We start from the raw sequence: 17,468 nt of genomic DNA, 5'->3' as shown, positions 1-17,468 counted from the left end.
CATAATTCAGATTATTTAGAAGAGTCTGCATGTAAAAAATATCTGCACCTCTATAAAATGCCTAATAATCTATGTATTTTCATTATTTTGAATAGTTTTTAGATAATTCTTAAAATTTATCTGCGGCATTGATAATTTTTTTGCATGCAAATCGTAAGTAGAAATTACTTATTAATAAAAAGAAAGCTTAAAAGACTTAGAAATAGCTAAATATTTCACTTGTTTTTCGTGAATTTAGAAAATTGGCACGACTCTTGCATTATAACAGGGTGTAAAACATAATTAATTTTTTTTAGGGGGATTAATAATGACAACACCAGAAATTTTATATTCCGTAAAAGCACAAAGAGGACCTGAGTTACGTTGTAAAGGGTGGAGACAAGAGTCCATTCTTCGAATGCTAGAAAATAATATGGAGAATGCAGAAAAACCAGAGGAACTTGTGATTTACGGTGGGATCGGGAAAGCTGCGCGTAACTGGGAGTCTTACCACGCAATTGTGAAATCATTAAAAGAATTAGAAGATGATGAAACACTTGTTGTGCAATCTGGTATGCCAGTAGCGATTTTTAAAACCCATAAATATGCACCAACCGTTGTCATGGCAACGACAAACATTATGAAAGCAGATTGGCCAACATTTTATGATTTACAAGATAAAAACTTAACAATTTACGCAAACTATACAGCTGCTCCATGGGAATATATCGGAACACAAGGAGTAATCCAAGGAACATTTGAAACACTTTCTGCGATTGCTCGCCTACACTACAACGATTCACTTGTTGGGAAAATCCTTTTAACTGCAGGAGCAGGGGGAATGGGTGGTAACCAAACTCGCGCGATGACAATGCATGGTGGAGTAGCGATTCTTGTGGATGCAGACGTGAAAATCATCAAGAGAAGAATTGAAAAAGGATTTATCGATGAACTTGCGGGTTCACTGGATGAAGCAATCGCGAAAGCAAAAGAATATGCGGCAGCTGGAAAACCACTTGGTATAGCCGTCGTAGGAAATGCGGCAGATGTATTTGAAGAAGTGCTAGAAAAAGGTTGGTTACCAGATATTTCTACATCGATGACTCCAGGCCATGACCCAATCTCTTACTTACCATCTGGATATACAGTAGAAGAAGCGGAACATCTTCGCGACACAGACCGCACTTTATATCTACAAAAAAGTCGTGAAACAATGGTTCGTGAATTGAAATCGCTTATTAAATTCATGGATCTAGGCGTTCATTCGTTCGAATATGGGACAAGTCACCGTAAAGAATGTATCGATGCAGGCATGGACGAAAAAGAAGCAAAGCGTCTTCCAGGTTTCGTAGCGGAATATATCCGTCCACTTTTCTGTGAAGGACGCGGACCGTTCCGCTGGGTTTGTCTATCAGGAGAAGCCGAAGATTTACGTAAAATTGACGATATGATTTTAGAAAAATTCAGCGACGATCATTTAGTAACACGTTGGATCAAGCTTGCGAAAAAGCATATTCCAATTGAAGCATTACCTGCACGTATTTGTTACATGGGCTTTGGTCAACGTAAAGCATTTGCATTAGAAGTAAACGATATGATTCGCCGTGGGGAATTAGCTGGACCAGTCGCTTTCTCCCGTGACAATCTAGACTCCGGCTCTATCGTGAATCCAACGTTTGAATCCGAAAACATGAAAGACGGCAGTGATCTAATTTCTGACTGGCCAATGTTGAACGGGCTATTAAACGCAGTCGGCATGTGTGACTTAATCGCGATCCAAGCAAACTATTCCATGGGTGAAGCAGTTCATACAGGTGTAACGATGGTTGCGGACGGAACAGCGGAATCAGATATGAGACTGGAAGTAGCAATGACTGTGGACTCTGGAATCGGAGTTGTTCGTCATGCGCAAGCAGGGTATGAAATTGCGCAAGACGTTGCGAATGGTAAAGGGAAGTTAACAGAGGAAAGCATTAAAATTCCATTATGGTGGAAGCGGGAAGCAACATTCGGACCGAAAGATCTTAAAGAAAAAGCGAAAGTATAAGTTTTTGAAAAAAGTAAGGATGAGATTAATGATCTTTCCTTACCTTTTCTCTAATCATAAAAGTTTAATTTTCTATTCTTGACTAATGGATTTGAAAAATCGACTAAATCTAAGGGGATTATTAAATGAAGAAGAATATATTTCTAACAATTGTTATGATTTTTTCTCTAATCTTAGCGGCTTGTGGTACAAATGATGCTAGTGCAGGCGAGGGTAATAATTCAGGTGTAGAAAAGAAAAAACTTAAAGTAGCGACAGAGGCAAACTATGCACCATTTGTCTATTTAGACAAAGGTGAAATTACAGGTTTTGACGCAGACTTCATGAAAGCGGTTGCTAAAGAAGCAGGTTATGACATTGAGCTAGTAAATGTGGGCTGGGACCCTTTGTTTGTAGAAGTTAAAGATAAGCTATCAGACTTAGGGATATGTGCAATTACTATTAATGATGAGCGAGAACAAACATATGATTTTTCGGTGCCTTATTATTTATCAACAAACGAAATTCTAGTTCCTGAAGGTAGTGATATCGAAAGCGCTGCAGATTTAAAAAATAACAAGGTAGTTGCTGTGCTTGGTGGCACAACAGGACAAGAAGCAGTTGAAAGTATTCTTGGGAAAAATAATAAAAATATTAAAAAATTCGACAATAACAATCTAGCTATTTTGGAAATGATCAGCGGTGGTGCGGATGCAGTTGTTGCTGATAATGCGGTAGTGGAAGAATATGCAAAAAACAATCCAGATAAAAAGCTAGTAGTTATAAAAGATGAAGAAGGCTTTGAGAAAGAGTTTTACGGAATTATGTTTCCAAAGGGTAGTGTACTTAAAAAGGATTTTGATGTAGCTGTTTCAAAAGTATTAGAAAATGGTACGTATGCAAAAATATATGAGCAGTGGTTTGGAGCAGAGCCAGACGTCGTGACACTGTTAGAGCAACAGAAAAAGAACTAAAGTGATCAAATTGCGTAACTCCCAAAGAGTAGTTGCGCAATTTTGGTTCTAATGAGGGGGGACATCAATGGATTTTAGACTAGATATTATCGTAGAATATATTCCTTTTTTTCTTAAAGGTACGTTACTCACAATCGGTTTGTCGATTGTAGGGATACTAATAGGAACTGTACTAGGGTTATTAATTGGCTTAGGGAAAATGATGCGTAACAAGATCATCTCGTTTATATGTAATTGTTATATTATATTTTTCCGTGGAACACCATTATTTGTCCAAATATTATTAATTCACTTTGGTGTAGTGCCTATGTTAATAGGACACACAAACGGTATAGTGGCTAGTATTATTGCACTTTCCTTGATTGCTGGTGCTTATATATCAGAAATTTTCAGAGCAGGTATTCAGTCAATTGATAAAGGCCAAATGGAAGCTTCCCGATCACTTGGTATGAATCATATTCAATCGATGAAAGATGTTATTTTGCCACAAGCATTTAAAAGAATGATTCCCCCTTTAGGGAATGAATTCATCGTGCTAATAAAAGAATCATCTCTAGCGGCAATCGTTGCAACTCCTGAGCTAATGTATTACGGTCGAGCGCTAGCAAGTCAATATTACCGTGTATGGGAGCCATACCTAACAGCTGCGCTTATTTATCTCGTGTTAACTACTTCTTTGAGTTTCTTATTAAATCGTCTTGAAAGAAGGTTGGCAACAGAATGATTCAAGTGAAAAATTTGAAAAAATCGTTTGGTGATAATGAAGTTTTAAAAGATATTAATGCATCCATTAAACCAAAGGAAGTAGTGGTGGTAATTGGGCCATCAGGATCAGGAAAATCTACTTTTTTAAGATGTTTAAATTTACTTGAGACTATTACTGACGGTCATGTATTAATAGAAGGAATCGATATTACTGATAAGAAAACAGATATTAATAAAGTCAGAACAGAGGTAGGAATGGTATTCCAACAATTTAATTTATTTCCACATAAAACTGTAATAGAAAATATAATGCTCGCTCCAATGAGGGTAAGGAAGCTATCAGCAGAAAAGGCTGAAGAAAGAGGCTTGGAACTTCTTCGTAAAGTAGGGCTTAAGGAGAAGGCAAATGCCTATCCTGATTCTTTGTCTGGCGGACAAAAACAGCGAGTTGCTATTGCAAGAGCACTTGCAATGGAGCCTAAAATAATGCTTTTTGATGAGCCAACATCAGCATTGGATCCAGAAATGGTTGGTGAAGTTCTAGAAGTTATGAAACAACTAGCTCTTGAAGGTATGACTATGGTAGTTGTAACACATGAAATGGGTTTTGCTCGTGAAGTGGGTGATCGAGTTTTATTTATGGATGGTGGCTTTATCGTGGAAGAAAATATTCCTAAAGAGCTATTTGAGAAACCGCAGCAAGAAAGAACAAAGTTATTCTTAAGTAAGGTTTTATAATCAGGTCGGAAAGCGAAGTTAGGAGAAATACTTAATGTGTCAAGGAATGAATAATGAATAGTTTTCAGGAATCAATGGAAGACCAGAAAATTACCAGTGGTGAAAACAGAAGATTTACTCATTCAAAAACTTTTTCAAATTCTTCTCCTTTAGTGCAATAGAAATATTTTTAAGAACAGTACTAACGCTCATTATTGTTACACCACTTGCATTTTTATTTCTTTAAACTTATCAACAAAAGTTAGTTTGGTAGTGAAAGGAGTTTTTTGAATGAAAACAAAAGTTGATTTAATCATTAGCAATGCGGCTGAAGTAATAACCTGTACTGGTGAAGGCATGGCAGGAATTAACGTTCTAAAGAATGTTTGGATTGCAGTTAAAGATGACAAAATCGTTGGAGTAGGTTCAAAAGAGGAAATTAGCAATAATTTTGATATAAAAGAATCAAAATTTATTGATGCAACTGGGAAAGTAGTTGCTCCAGGGTTTGTGGATTGTCATACACACCTTGTTTTTAATGGAACGAGAGTAGAGGAGTACGCTGCTAAATTAACTGGAAATGATCCTGAAAAACTAAAAGAGCTTGGAATAACTACAGGACCTAACCGAACGATTGAACTTACACGAGATGCCTCGGAAGAAGATTTATTCCAACAATCGAAGAAACGAATGTTATCCATGCTAAACTACGGGATTACAACAATTGAAAGTAAAAGTGGTTATGGTTTAACGACAGAAAGTGAAATTAAAATTCTAAAAGTGGGAAGAAGATTGGATAAAGAGACTCCAGTCGATGTACTTAATACTTTTTTAGGAGCTCATGGATTTCCAAAAGGTATGTCAAAAACTAAATACCTTGATGTAATTATCAATGAAATGATTCCGCAGGTTGGTGAATATAAACTTGCAGAGTTTTGTGACGCTTGGTGCGATGAAGGGTATTACACTGCGGAGGAATCCAAGCAAATTTTAGAAACGGCTTTGCAATATGGAATGAAACCCAAATTACATGCAGATGCATATTCATACATCGGTGGCTCTGACCTAGCAGTAGAAATGAACATGGTTTCTGTAGATCATCTAAATTACACACCTGAGGATGTAATGGAGAAACTCGCTAAATCAAATGTAACAGGTGTTTTAATGCCAGCGCTAGATTTTGCAGTTGGCCATAAAAAACCATTTGATGCTAGAAAAATGCTTGATTTAGGGATGAAAATAGCTCTTGCAACTGATCTTTGCCCTGCTTGCTATACAGAATCCATGCAATTTGTCATTAACCTAGCATGCCGATTATATAAATTCACAGTAGAAGAAGCAATAAAAGCGGCTACATATGGCGGAGCACAAGCGCTAAATTTAATAGATCGAGGAGTAATACAAGTTGGTAAACTAGCAGACTTGCAGATTTGGGATATTCCAACTTATAAGCATGTTGCATATGAACTTGGAACAAATATTGTAGAAACAGTTATTAAAAGTGGAAAAGTTGTAGTAAGTAGATAAAATAATTGGAGGTTTTACAATGATACAAAAACGATTCGCTACCTCTGCAGAACAAGTAAATGAAGATCGTTTATTGGAATTATTTCTTGAACTTGCAAAAATAAATGGACCAAGTTCGAAGGAACAACTTGTAGCGGATTATTTAATTAAAGCGTTAACAGAACTTGGCTTTACACTTGAATTTGATGAAGCACATAAAAAATTTAATGGAGAAGTAGGTAATTTGATTGCATGGAGAGAAGGGACGGATTCATCGATTCCTCCACTGTTTTTCTCCACACATATGGATACAGTGCTTCCGACAGAAGGCCTAAAACCAGTAATAAAAGATGGTATTATTTATTCTGATGGGACAACGATTTTAGGTGCAGATGACCGTGCAGCATTAGCCTCATATTTAGAAGCAATTAGAGCTGTTATTGAAAGTGGCATTCCACATGGTCCTATAGAATTTGTATTAACTGTGAATGAACAACCAGGACTTGTTGGAGCAACACATATGGATTATAGCAAAGTAAAGAGTAAGGATGGTTATATATTTGATAGCAGTGGGGACGTTGGTCAAATTATATTAAAGGGCCCATATAGTAGTAGAATTTGGTTAACAGTTGAAGGAAATGCAGCTCATATTGCACTAAATGCAGAGGAAGGGAATAGTGCATTTCTTATTGCTTCAAAAGGATTGTTAAACATGAACCTTGGAACAATTGATGATGAGACACTTGCCAATATTGGCATTATTGAAGGCGGAGAGCTAACATCAATTATACCTGGTAAAGTAATGATTGCAGGGGAAGTTCGTAGTTTTTCAAAAGAAAAATTAAAAAAGCAATTGCAGCATATGGAAGATGTTATGGGAGAAGCAGCAGAGAGAAACGGCGGTAAATTGACAGTCAGAATTGAGAAAAAATATAGCGGCTTCAATATCCCAGAAGATCACATTTTAACAAAAACAGTTGAAACTGCTGCACATAATATAAAAGTCAATCCGTACTTAACGGAAACTCTTGGCGGCGCTGATACGAATGTGTTAAATGAGAATGGATTAACATGTATTACGCTAGGAAATGGTTTCCAAAACATTCATTCTTTTAGAGAATGCCTGAGTGTAGAAAACCTAATAAATACTGGTCGACTTACGGCGGGATTAATTGAACAATGGTACACCAATCATAAAAAAGAGTAATTTTCTATAGTTATCTGTTTAATGAAAACTTATAGTTTATAACATACAACATACAGGAGTGGGCATACATGACGAATGAAAAATTAGTAGAATTAGATGGTCTTACATTAGACAGACATAAAATCGAAAACGTTGTTTATGGATCAGCAAAAGTAGTAGTTCCTGAAGCAGATTTAATCCGAGTTCGAGCAAGTCGCGAACGAATTGAAAAACAATTAAGAGATGGAAAAGTTATTTACGGAGTTAATACGGGATTTGGAAAATTAAGTGACATTGAAATAGAAAAAGAAGATATTGCTAAGTTGCAATTAAACTTACTTCGTGCAGATGCAGTTGGTGTAGGTGATCCACTGCCAACTCCAATAGTACGGGCGATGATGACGCTGCGTGCAAATGCGCTTGCGAAAGGATTTTCAGGAATTAAAGAAGATACACTTTTATTATTAGTCGAGATGATTAATAAAGGTGTTCATCCAGTAGTTCCGAGTAAAGGATCAGTTGGTGCTAGCGGCGATTTAGCTCCATTATCTCATATCGCAATTGTTTTAATTGGTGAGGGGAAAGCAGAATACAAAGGAGAGATTCTTTCAGGTGGAGAAGCATTAAAGAGAGCTGGACTAAAGCCAGTTACTTTAGAAGCAAAGGAAGGACTTGCATTAATTAATGGAACACAAGCAATGACTGGAGTAGGAGTTGTCGCTATTAATGAGGCAGAGCGTCTTGGTTTAGCTGCAGATATGGCTGCTTGTTTAACGATGGAAGCTCTTCAAGGAATAATTTCTGCATTCGATCCTGAATTATTAGCAGTTCGCCCCCATCCAGAGCTAGAATTCGTTGCTTCTCGAATGAGAAATTGGTTAGAAGGAAGTAAACGTATTACCCATCAAGGGGAAGTTCGAATGCAGGATGCATATTCGATTCGTTGTATTCCACAAGTACACGGGGCATCTTGGCAAGCATTTAATTATGTAGATGATAGATTAAAAGTTGAAATTAATTCTGCGACAGATAACCCTGTAATATTAGAAAACGGAGAGATTATTTCTGGAGGTCATTTCCATGGTCAGCCGATTGCGCTCGCTATGGATTTCTTGAAAGTAGGAGCTGCAGAATGGGCTAATATTTCGGAGCGTCGAACAGAACGACTTGTGAATCCACAGTTAAGTGGCTTATCACCATTTTTAGCAATGGATCCAGGTTTAGAATGTGGCTTGATGGTAGTTCAGTATGCGGCAGCGGCTCTTGTCTCGGAGAATAAAGTTTTAGCTCATCCAGCAAGCGTTGACTCTATTCCTACTTCGGCTAACCAAGAGGATCATGTAAGTATGGGGACAATTGGATCACGTCAAGCGCGAGAAATTATTCATAATAGTGCTCGTGTAATAGCGATTGAACTAATCTGTGCTTCTCAAGCTATTTACTTAGAAAAAGCGGAAAACCAATTAGCTCCAGCAACAAGAAAATACCTAGAAATCGTACGAGGAATTTGCCCTCCATTAGACGGTGACCGAGCGATTTCTGACCAAATGGAAGAACTGGCACAATATATCTTACGAGCAGACGACTTAAAATAATCCTAGGAAAACCGATTTTAACTGTTGATATATAAAGAACAGTTAGGATTGGTTTTTTTCAGAGAGAATGTATGAACCGTTACTTTGCTTTAATTATTAATAGAGGAAGTGCGAGTAGAGAAAAATAAGCAGTTGTTATTGATAAAGATGCGCTGAGCGGACGAAATTGTATCTTCGTCCGCTTTTAAAAAAGTAGGAAGGTATCTTATCTCTCATTATCCAAAAAAGCATCATGTCTTTATTCATTCCAAGAGGGAGACGGACAAACATACGCCACAAGATTATCGAAAAAAGTGTAGCTGGAAGTGACGCAGTCACTTCCAGCTACACAATTCCAACTGTAATAGTTGAAGCAGATGTTACATCCAAAGCAACCTAAAAATAGCGAAGACAAGATGCACTTAAATGGCACTTGTGCTTTTTACAAAGATAAGAAATTATATGCAGTTGGATGCTAGGAATCCAGTATTCATAGCGCTTAGCAGTGCTTTCTATTTGTGGCTGGAAGAAGGAAAAATAGATAGTATCCATACCTAAAGAAGCGAAACCGCGTCCGAAAATGTATCTTCGGACGCTATTAAAAGAGTAAGACAGGATTTTATCATTAATTATCCAGACCAAAAGCATTATGTCTTCACATATTCCAAGAGGGCGAAGGACAAATATCCGCCATAAGATTACCGAAAAAGGCTCGTGAAGTGACGCAGTCACTTCACGAGCCATACTTCTCTGGTAATAGTATAGCTGAGGTTTAGTCCAAAGCACTCTGGAAATAGTAAAGAACAAGATGCACTTACAGTCGCTTGCGTTTTTCTTATTTGAATACCTAACTTTCTTTTATTATTCTCATTTATACACTTATCTCTTTACGACGGCTTGCGGGAGGAATATTTAATTCCTCACGATATTTACTAATAGTTCGCCTTGCAATTGTAATCCCTTTTTCGTTATTAAAGTGATTTGCAATTTGTTGATCAGAAAAAGGCTTACATTTATTTTCTTTCTTTATGATATTTTCTAAGAGTAATTTAACTTCTGTCTGGGAAATTAAATTTCCATCGTTTGTTTCTAGCTTAGAAGTAAATAATTTACGAAGGTCAAATGAACCTTTAGGTGTTTGTATGACTTTATTAGTAGTTGCTCTACTAACTGTTGACTCATGCATTTCTATCTCACTGGCAACTTCTTTTAAGGTTAAAGGCTTCAGTGAACTGAAGCCTTCTCTGAAAAAGCTTTCTTGTTTTTTTATTAAGACTTCGACTATTTTTAAAATGGTCAAACGGCGCTGTTCTATACTACTTAGCAACCATTTGTAGTTTGCGAATTGATTGTTAATATATTTGGATGTTTCATCTTTAACATTCATCAAGTCCGAGTACTGATTGTTAAAATGGATTTCGGGTAGATAACTTTCGTTTAAGTAATAAATAAGTTTGTCATCTTTAATTTCAACAACAATGTCCGGAACTAAATATTCTACTGAAAAATCTGAAATACCAATGCAAGGAGTTGGATTTAGTGTTCGAATGAATTCATACGTTTTTTTTACACTTTCTAACGAAATTTTCATACAACGAGATATGTCATTCCACTTTCTATTTGCTAATAATTCTAAGTGATTTTCAATAAGTCTTTTTGCTAATTTTTCTTCCGGATAATTGTAAGTTATTTGCAAAAGCAAAGATTCCCTTATATTTCTTGCACCTAATCCAATAGGTCCAATCTGTTGAAGAAGATGAATCCCTCTCACTACAGTTGCTTCATCAAATGGCTCATAATTAGTTAACTGTAAAAATCCACTATCATCTAGATTGTGTATAAGATATTTTACAAGTTTCTGATCCTCTTCCATTTTGAATAGTAACTTTGCTTGTTCAACTAAGTTATGTCTCATATTAATGTCACTACTTTGTGCGTAGTCTATAAGTTGTTGGGAGGAGCCAGTTAATATAGTTTTTCCATGTGATCTCTCTGGAATTAAAAAGTCTTGAGGTTGCTCTTCCAATTCGATTAATGGATTTTGTAACTCTTGCTCCTTTATGTATTGATAAAGATCGAAAGTGGAGAATTGCAATAATTCAATAGCTTGTTTTAATTGAAAAGTCATGACTAAACTTTGTTCTTGTTTTTGTGTAAGTATGAGTTCCATAGTATACCTCCTCATTTTGTCTTACGTTAATTTGAGAACGCTTACATTATGACATCCTTAATTATACTACAATTTTCGACATGTTTTAATAGAAATAAATGAATATTAAGAATTATTTTAATGTAATTGAATGACGTATTATTTCAACTTCTTAGCACTACGTTATTTGCTTTCCTCAAGGCGATCGACGAGTCTTGGGCAAACAAGATGTTGGTCATGAAGGCGTCGCCTCAGAATACTTATTAAGGCAATTGGAAACTGAGAAAAAATAGGTAGCAACTATGGATAAAGAGGAGGAGATGGCTTTTTTCTGCCATGCAAACATCGGAAGCTATTTCCTTTTAAAAAGTTGTTTTTTATCTCTTCATCCCCAATAGTGCACAAGTTGATTGAAACGGAGGTGGCGAAGGCTCCGCAGGAACGCAGTGTCGAGGAGAATGAATCCTTGCCCCCGAAAAGCGTCCACCATAACGGAATCAACGGTATTTATGGTTACTCTTCTAAAAAAAGAATGGGTGTCATTTCGCTTGGTTTTCTTAATTTTAGAAGAAAAAAGTGATTAATGTTTTGTTGAAATGAGTGTTAAATCATTGTGTTTCTTATAAAATTGGAATTAGTTAAAATGAAAATACTTTTATCTAGATTTTTTAATATCTTTTCTTGTTGGCAATTGTAATTGCCTTTTGGGTATTAGCAAAATGCCACTTCGTAATGGTTTTTAAAAATGTTTCTCCATGTTTTAAAAGAATTTTTGCTGCAATTTCGTCGACTTTTGAGCTTGCTCCTTTCGGAATAGTCGTATTTGCAATTTCACTAAGACGGTCCATTTCTTTCAAAAAAGCATATCTTGCAATAATGGATGCAGCTGCAACAGATACATGCAACTGTTCAGCTTTTGTAGAAAACAATACATTTTCACGAACGATTTCTTTTTCCGTTTTAATATGATTATAGTAAATGCCTCTTTCAGCAAACTGGTCTATTAATATATATGCAGGTTTATCCGGATTCATTTTATTCAACACATGTTTAAGTGCTTGGTTGTGCATAAGGGCTTTTATTTTCCCTTGGGACCAACCTCGACTTTGAATGTTGTTATATTTTTCATTTTTTAAAATGAGCACACTATGGGTTAAAGTAGCCATTAAATCTGGAGCCATTTTCCTCATAACATCATCCGTTAACATTTTTGAATCTTTTACACCAAGTTCTTGTATCAATTCAATTTGATCTGAGCGAACATAACAAGCTGCTACTGTAATTGGACCAAAATAATCACCAGTCCCCGTTTCATCTGATCCAATGACTGAGAAAGAGGAGAAGTTGGGTGGTAATGTGTCTCCTTTTGTAGCACTACTAAAAACCTTTTCTATTGATGCATTGGAGATTCCTCCCCATAAGGAAACTTCACGGGAAGCACCATTTCCTTGAAACATTACTTTACCAGACTTATAAATAGTAATAGCTGTATCCGAGAGTTTTGCAGCAAATAATACTCCAGGAGCAGATCGTTCAACTTTATATTGTGCGTAATGAGCTTTCACTTTTTCTATTTCATTAGGTTGCATTACTAAAACTTCATTTGACATTCGTTCGTTCCTTTCTTCACATCACAATCTATTTCGTGTTATTATTATTAATAGGATTTTCTGGGGGAGGGATCATCTTTGTCAGAACAACAAAAAACGAGAATTTCTGTTGATATATATGGACAGAATTATAAAATGGTAGGTTCCGAAACTTCTGGTCATATGCGTCTTGTTGCCTCCATGGTAGATGATAAAATGAGAGAAATACATTCTCATAACGGTAAATTAGATATTGCTAAATTGGCAGTGTTAACAGCCGTCAATGCAGTAAACGATTACATAAAAGTAAAAGAACAATTAGAACTTCTAGAAGAAGAATTGAAAAAGTTAAAGGACTGAAAAAATGTTAGATATTCTGATTTTAATATTACTTGTCGCTGGTTTTATAACTGGCGCAAAACGAGGGTTAGTTGTACAACTCATTCACATGACTGGTTTTATCATCGCACTCATCGTTTCTTATACTTATTATAAACCACTTGCAGAGAAATTTGTTTTATGGATTCCATTTCCTGCTGTAACTACCGGGTCTAAGCTTACTATAGCTGTAGAGAGTTTAGATTTAGACCAAACCTTTTATCGTATTATTGCGTTTGCGCTTATATTTATGGTCGTCAAATTTGCACTTCATTTATTAGCGTCGATGTTTGATTTTTTAAAGTATTTGCCTATACTTGGTTTTATAAGCAATATGATTGGGGCAGTTTTAGGATTTATTGAGTTTTATTTCATTATTTTTGTGTTATTGTACATTTTTGCTTTACTACCTATCGATATTATTCAAAGTTTTATATCAAAATCTAGTTTAACGTCTTGGATTCTTAATCACACGCCACTACTATCAGAGACAGTGAAAAATTGGTGGTATATCTATATCGAAAAATAACTTCTCTCAGTAGAGGGGAGTTTTTTTTCGAATGAAAGGGGTTCTATGGATGGATAAAAAGACTATTATTCGCACATTGGAAAAAATTGCTCTATACATGGAATTACAAGGAGAAAATCCTTTTAAAGTTTCAGCATTTCGTAAAGCTGCACAAGTATTAGAACTAGATGCACGTAGTCTTGCTGAAATGGATAATATTTTGTCTTTAAAAGGAATTGGTGCTGCAACTGGTGCGGTTATTAAGGACTTAATAGATGAAGGCCATTCTTCCTTGTTAATAGAACTTCAAAAAACGGTACCTAGTGGACTACTTCCTATGTTAAAAATACCAGGACTTGGCGGGAAGAAAATAGCTAAGCTTTATAAGGAATTACAAATTGATTCGATAGACGCTTTAAAAGAAGCTTGTGTGGCAAAGAAAGTACAAACTTTAGAAGGATTTGCTGCGAAGACAGAAGAGAAAATATTAGCTGAAATTGAAAGCTTCCAATCGAAGCCAGAAAGAACAGCAATTTGGCAGTTAGAACCAATCGTAGAAATGATCAGAAAAAAGCTTTTAGATATCTCTATGATCGAAAAGTTTTCAGTAGCAGGTTCTTATAGAAGAGTAAAGGAAGCAAGTAAAGACATAGATTTTATTATTGCGACAAGTTCACCACAAGAAGTCCGAGAAGAGTTATTAAAGGTACTTCCGATTATAAAAGTCATTGCAGCTGGCGATACAAAAGTGTCTGTTACACTGGATGTAGAAAATGAAGTGGACGTAGATTTCCGTTTAGTAGAAATACACCAATATGCTTCTGCTTTAAACCATTTTACAGGTTCCAAAGATCACAATATAAAAATGAGACAAATCGCAAAAGACCAAGGGAAGAAAATAAGTGAGTATGGAGTGGAGTTAGAAGATGGAACCATTCAACATTTTGAGTCCGAGTATGAATTCTATAACTACTTTGGTTTACCATTTATCCCCCCTACTGTACGAGAAGACGGATCAGAGCTTGGCACACTAGATCAACTACCATTTCTCGTGACATTAGATGATATAAAAGGTGATTTTCATATGCACACGACTTGGTCAGACGGAGCACATTCCATAGAAGAAATGGTAGAAGCGTGTTTGGCAAAAGGTTATTCGCATATGGTCATTTCGGATCATTCTGATTACTTAAAGGTAGCAAATGGTCTTTCCAAAGAACGCTTACTACAGCAAATAGAAACAATTCAAGAACTAAATGCTAAGTATAAAGATATAGAAATATTTGCAGGTACGGAAATGGATATTCTACCTGATGGTTCGCTTGATTTTGATGATGAAGTTTTAAAGCAGTTAGATTTTGTTATAGCTTCCATCCATTCAAGTTTTAGTCAACCGCAAGAAAAAATAATGGAGCGTTTATATAATGCTATAAAAAATCCATATGTACATATGATTGCTCATCCAACAGGAAGAATTATTGAACAACGTGAAGGGTATAATCCAGATGTACCTGAGTTAATAAAGTGGGCAAAGGAATATGGAAAAATTCTAGAGCTAAATGCTAGTCCATATCGACTGGATTTAAAAACCGAATACTTACATTTAGCAAAAGAAGCTTCAGTTCCAATTGCAATTAATACAGATGCCCATCATATGGACCAACTTAAATATATGGATGTTGGTATACGTTATGCACAAAAAGCTTGGCTTCACAAAGAAAATGTTGTAAATACATGGACATTAGAGAAATTTAAGCAATTTATTATGAAGTAATTAGGAGGTGCCACATTGATAGCTGAAAGAGCACTGAAAACATTAGAATACTTTAAAATTCGGGAAGAAGTTGCGAAGTATTGTACTTCTTCTGTTGGAAAAAATCATATAGATAAACTTGTCCCCTCTGTAGATTTCGCAGAAGTGACAAAACTTTTAGAAGAGATGGACGAAGGTTTAACAGTTCTTCGAATTAGAGGAAATGTTCCGATGGGTGGCATTACAGATATACGACCGCATGCAAAACGAGCGCAGATTGGTGGAATGTTAAGCCCAGTTGAATTAATGGAAACAGCTAGTACAATTCGATCGAGTAAAATCTTACGTCAATTTCTTGAGAATGTTGCAGATTCTGAGGACGTTAAAATTCCACATTTCCTAGAGAAAAAAGATGCAATACCAATTCTTACCGCTCTAGAACATGAAATAAATAATTGTATTGATGAAAACGGAACTGTCTTAGACAGTGCAAGTAGTACTCTACGGTCGATTCGTCAACAACTCAGAATGCAGGTAGGTCGAGTACGTGAAAAACTAGAAAGCTATACAAGAGGTGCAAATGCATCCAAAATGCTTTCTGACTCCATTATTACGATTCGTAATGATCGGTATGTAATTCCAGTTAAGTCCGAATACCGAAGTCATTATGGCGGAATCATCCATGATCAATCTTCTTCTGGACAAACCTTATTTATCGAACCATCCGCAGTTGTTCAGCTAAATAATGATATACGTGGGTTAAAGGTAAAGGAACAAGAGGAGATTGAACGTATTTTAATAAAACTAACTGCTGAAGTAGAAGTAGTTGGACATGAAATTTTCTTATTAGTCGGCATTTTAGGGGAAATAGATGTTATTTTAGCAAAGGCGAAGTATGGACAAGCAGAAAAATGCACAATGCCTCAAATTAATAATGATGGATATATTCGTTTAGTTAAAGCGAGACACCCGCTAATTCCAATAGAAACAGCTGTGCCAAATACGATTGAATTTGGGAAAGATATTACTGCCATCGTTATTACAGGTCCTAATACAGGTGGTAAAACAGTAACACTTAAAACAGTAGGACTGTGTACATTAATGGCACAAAGTGGAATTCCAATTCCTGCTTTAGATGGTTCCGAGGTTTCGTTATTTGAAACGGTATTTGCTGATATTGGCGATGAACAATCTATTGAGCAAAGCTTAAGTACATTCTCTTCCCATATGGTAAATATTGTAGATATTCTAAAAAAGTATGACGATAAATCATTAATCTTATTTGATGAGCTTGGAGCTGGAACAGATCCTCAAGAAGGAGCTGCTCTTGCAATCTCCATCTTGGATGCAGTTCATGGTACAGGTGCACGAGTAATGGCAACTACTCATTACCCGGAACTAAAAGCATATGGGTATAATCGTCCAGGTGTTGCGAATGCAAGTGTGGAATTTGATATTGAAACATTAAGTCCGACTTATAAGTTATTAATAGGAGTACCTGGGCGTAGTAATGCGTTTGAAATCTCTGAGAGACTTGGACTGCCATCAAATATTATTGCACAAGCACAGTCATTTACAGGAACGGACAGAGGAGAAGTCAATTCGATGATTGCCTCGTTAGAAGAAAGTAGAAGACAAGCTGAGAAAGATGCAGAAGAAACTGAAGATAAGTTAGAGGAAGCGCGATTAGTAAAAGAAGAACTAGAGCAAAAACTTGCACAATTAGACCAAAAGAAAGAACAATTAGAGCAAAAAGCAAAAGAAAAAGCCAAGAAAATAGTAGAAGATGCTAGACGTGAAGCAGATGAAATTATTCGTGAGTTACGTAAAATGCAAACGAATACACATCAATTTATAAAAGAACATGAGCTTATAGATGTAAAAAAACGCTTGGATGAAGCATTGCCGAATAATCCTGTATTGAAAAAACAAAAGAAGCTTAACGAGGTCTCAAAAGAACTGAAAGTTGGAGACGAAGTAAAGGTGATAAGCTTTGGTCAAAAAGGAACTTTACTGCAAAAGCTATCGAAATCAGAATGGTCTGTTCAAATCGGTATGTTAAAAATGAAATTAGACGAAGCAGACTTAGAATTTATTAAACCGGAAAAGCAAAAACAAACGGTATCTGTAAATTCGGTTCGTGGGAGAGATTCCCATGTGAAGTTAGAACTTGATCTTCGTGGAGAGCGGTATGAGGACGCAATTATTCGAACAGAAAAGTATTTAGATGATGCTATACTTTCAAACTATCCTCGCGTGTCTATTATTCATGGTAAAGGTACTGGTGTTTTAAGACAAGCCATTCAACAATATTTGAAAAATCATTCTCGCGTTAAAAGTTATCGATATGGAGAAGCCGGAGAAGGTGGGCACGGGGTAACTGTTGTTGAATTAAAATAACAGTCGAGTTTTGAAACTTTTTAT

At 36.0% G+C, this 17,468-nt stretch carries 13 protein-coding genes; 11 read left to right on the top strand and 2 right to left on the bottom strand.

What is annotated here, in order from left to right:
• Positions 1-307 precede the first annotated feature (307 nt).
• From hutU to hutH, 7 genes are all read left to right on the top strand, one after another.
• Positions 308-2,026 carry a urocanate hydratase gene (gene hutU, locus ACFVR1_RS15420; RefSeq protein ID WP_387585270.1) on the top strand — a complete coding sequence of 573 codons (1,719 nt, stop codon included), beginning with the start codon at positions 308-310 and terminating at the stop codon, positions 2,024-2,026.
• Between the two features lie 125 nt (positions 2,027-2,151).
• Positions 2,152-2,979 (top strand): basic amino acid ABC transporter substrate-binding protein, encoded by an 828-nt coding sequence (locus ACFVR1_RS15415; RefSeq protein ID WP_387585269.1) that lies wholly within the window; start codon positions 2,152-2,154, stop codon positions 2,977-2,979.
• A gap of 67 nt (positions 2,980-3,046) precedes the next feature.
• On the top strand, positions 3,047-3,703 hold the full coding sequence (locus ACFVR1_RS15410; RefSeq protein ID WP_387585267.1) for an amino acid ABC transporter permease: 657 nt from the start codon (positions 3,047-3,049) through the stop codon (positions 3,701-3,703).
• On the top strand, positions 3,700-4,422 hold the full coding sequence (locus ACFVR1_RS15405; protein WP_387585266.1) for an amino acid ABC transporter ATP-binding protein: 723 nt from the start codon (positions 3,700-3,702) through the stop codon (positions 4,420-4,422). The genes ACFVR1_RS15410 and ACFVR1_RS15405 overlap by 4 nt, the downstream gene beginning before the upstream one ends.
• Positions 4,423-4,692: 270 nt before the next feature.
• Positions 4,693-5,928 carry an imidazolonepropionase gene (hutI, locus tag ACFVR1_RS15400; RefSeq protein ID WP_387585265.1) on the top strand — a complete coding sequence of 412 codons (1,236 nt, stop codon included), beginning with the start codon at positions 4,693-4,695 and terminating at the stop codon, positions 5,926-5,928.
• A 19-nt stretch (positions 5,929-5,947) separates the two neighbouring features.
• Positions 5,948-7,114 (top strand): M20/M25/M40 family metallo-hydrolase, encoded by a 1,167-nt coding sequence (locus ACFVR1_RS15395; protein WP_387585264.1) that lies wholly within the window; start codon positions 5,948-5,950, stop codon positions 7,112-7,114.
• 68 nt (positions 7,115-7,182) lie between these two features.
• Positions 7,183-8,688, top strand: a complete 1,506-nt coding sequence (gene hutH / locus ACFVR1_RS15390; RefSeq protein WP_387585263.1) for a histidine ammonia-lyase — start codon at positions 7,183-7,185, stop codon at positions 8,686-8,688.
• A gap of 850 nt (positions 8,689-9,538) precedes the next feature.
• Here the strand turns inward: hutH and rpoN are convergent.
• Together rpoN and rnhC are read right to left on the bottom strand one after the other, a co-directional pair.
• Positions 9,539-10,837 (bottom strand): RNA polymerase factor sigma-54, encoded by a 1,299-nt coding sequence (rpoN, locus tag ACFVR1_RS15385; protein ID WP_387585261.1) that lies wholly within the window; start codon positions 10,835-10,837, stop codon positions 9,539-9,541.
• A gap of 647 nt (positions 10,838-11,484) precedes the next feature.
• Complete coding sequence (gene rnhC, locus ACFVR1_RS15380) at positions 11,485-12,426, bottom strand: ribonuclease HIII (protein ID WP_387585260.1); 942 nt, start codon at positions 12,424-12,426, stop codon at positions 11,485-11,487.
• A gap of 78 nt (positions 12,427-12,504) precedes the next feature.
• Between rnhC and zapA the strand changes: the two genes are divergently transcribed.
• Genes zapA through ACFVR1_RS15360 form a run of 4 tightly spaced genes read left to right on the top strand, consistent with a single transcriptional unit; the run spans position 12,505 to position 17,444 of the window.
• The gene (gene zapA, locus ACFVR1_RS15375) at positions 12,505-12,765 is read left to right on the top strand and encodes a cell division protein ZapA (protein ID WP_387585258.1); all 261 of its coding nucleotides are present in this window, start codon (positions 12,505-12,507) and stop codon (positions 12,763-12,765) included.
• 4 nt (positions 12,766-12,769) lie between these two features.
• Positions 12,770-13,312: a CvpA family protein gene (locus ACFVR1_RS15370; RefSeq protein ID WP_387585256.1), complete on the top strand. Its 543-nt coding sequence runs from the start codon at positions 12,770-12,772 to the stop codon at positions 13,310-13,312.
• Between the two features lie 49 nt (positions 13,313-13,361).
• Complete coding sequence (gene polX / locus ACFVR1_RS15365; protein WP_387585255.1) at positions 13,362-15,065, top strand: DNA polymerase/3'-5' exonuclease PolX; 1,704 nt, start codon at positions 13,362-13,364, stop codon at positions 15,063-15,065.
• Between the two features lie 15 nt (positions 15,066-15,080).
• Positions 15,081-17,444: an endonuclease MutS2 gene (locus ACFVR1_RS15360; RefSeq protein ID WP_387585253.1), complete on the top strand. Its 2,364-nt coding sequence runs from the start codon at positions 15,081-15,083 to the stop codon at positions 17,442-17,444.
• The last annotated feature ends 24 nt before the right edge of the window (positions 17,445-17,468 follow it).

Source organism: Psychrobacillus sp. NPDC058041 (genome assembly GCF_042885655.1).
GTDB lineage: Bacteria > Bacillota > Bacilli > Bacillales_A > Planococcaceae > Psychrobacillus.
The sequence above is the reverse complement of the archived record's forward strand: the minus strand, read 5'-3'. Positions and strand labels throughout refer to the sequence as shown.

Coding starts and splice junctions, on each gene's coding strand:
- rnhC (WP_387585260.1), bottom strand. CDS start 12,426: ATGTCAAATGAAGTTTTAGTAATGCAACCTAATGAAATAGAAAAAGTG.
- ACFVR1_RS15415 (WP_387585269.1), top strand. CDS start 2,152: ATGAAGAAGAATATATTTCTAACAATTGTTATGATTTTTTCTCTAATC.
- rpoN (WP_387585261.1), bottom strand. CDS start 10,837: ATGGAACTCATACTTACACAAAAACAAGAACAAAGTTTAGTCATGACT.
- polX (WP_387585255.1), top strand. CDS start 13,362: ATGGATAAAAAGACTATTATTCGCACATTGGAAAAAATTGCTCTATAC.
- ACFVR1_RS15395 (WP_387585264.1), top strand. CDS start 5,948: ATGATACAAAAACGATTCGCTACCTCTGCAGAACAAGTAAATGAAGAT.
- hutH (WP_387585263.1), top strand. CDS start 7,183: ATGACGAATGAAAAATTAGTAGAATTAGATGGTCTTACATTAGACAGA.
- hutI (WP_387585265.1), top strand. CDS start 4,693: ATGAAAACAAAAGTTGATTTAATCATTAGCAATGCGGCTGAAGTAATA.
- hutU (WP_387585270.1), top strand. CDS start 308: ATGACAACACCAGAAATTTTATATTCCGTAAAAGCACAAAGAGGACCT.
- ACFVR1_RS15370 (WP_387585256.1), top strand. CDS start 12,770: ATGTTAGATATTCTGATTTTAATATTACTTGTCGCTGGTTTTATAACT.
- ACFVR1_RS15410 (WP_387585267.1), top strand. CDS start 3,047: ATGGATTTTAGACTAGATATTATCGTAGAATATATTCCTTTTTTTCTT.
- ACFVR1_RS15405 (WP_387585266.1), top strand. CDS start 3,700: ATGATTCAAGTGAAAAATTTGAAAAAATCGTTTGGTGATAATGAAGTT.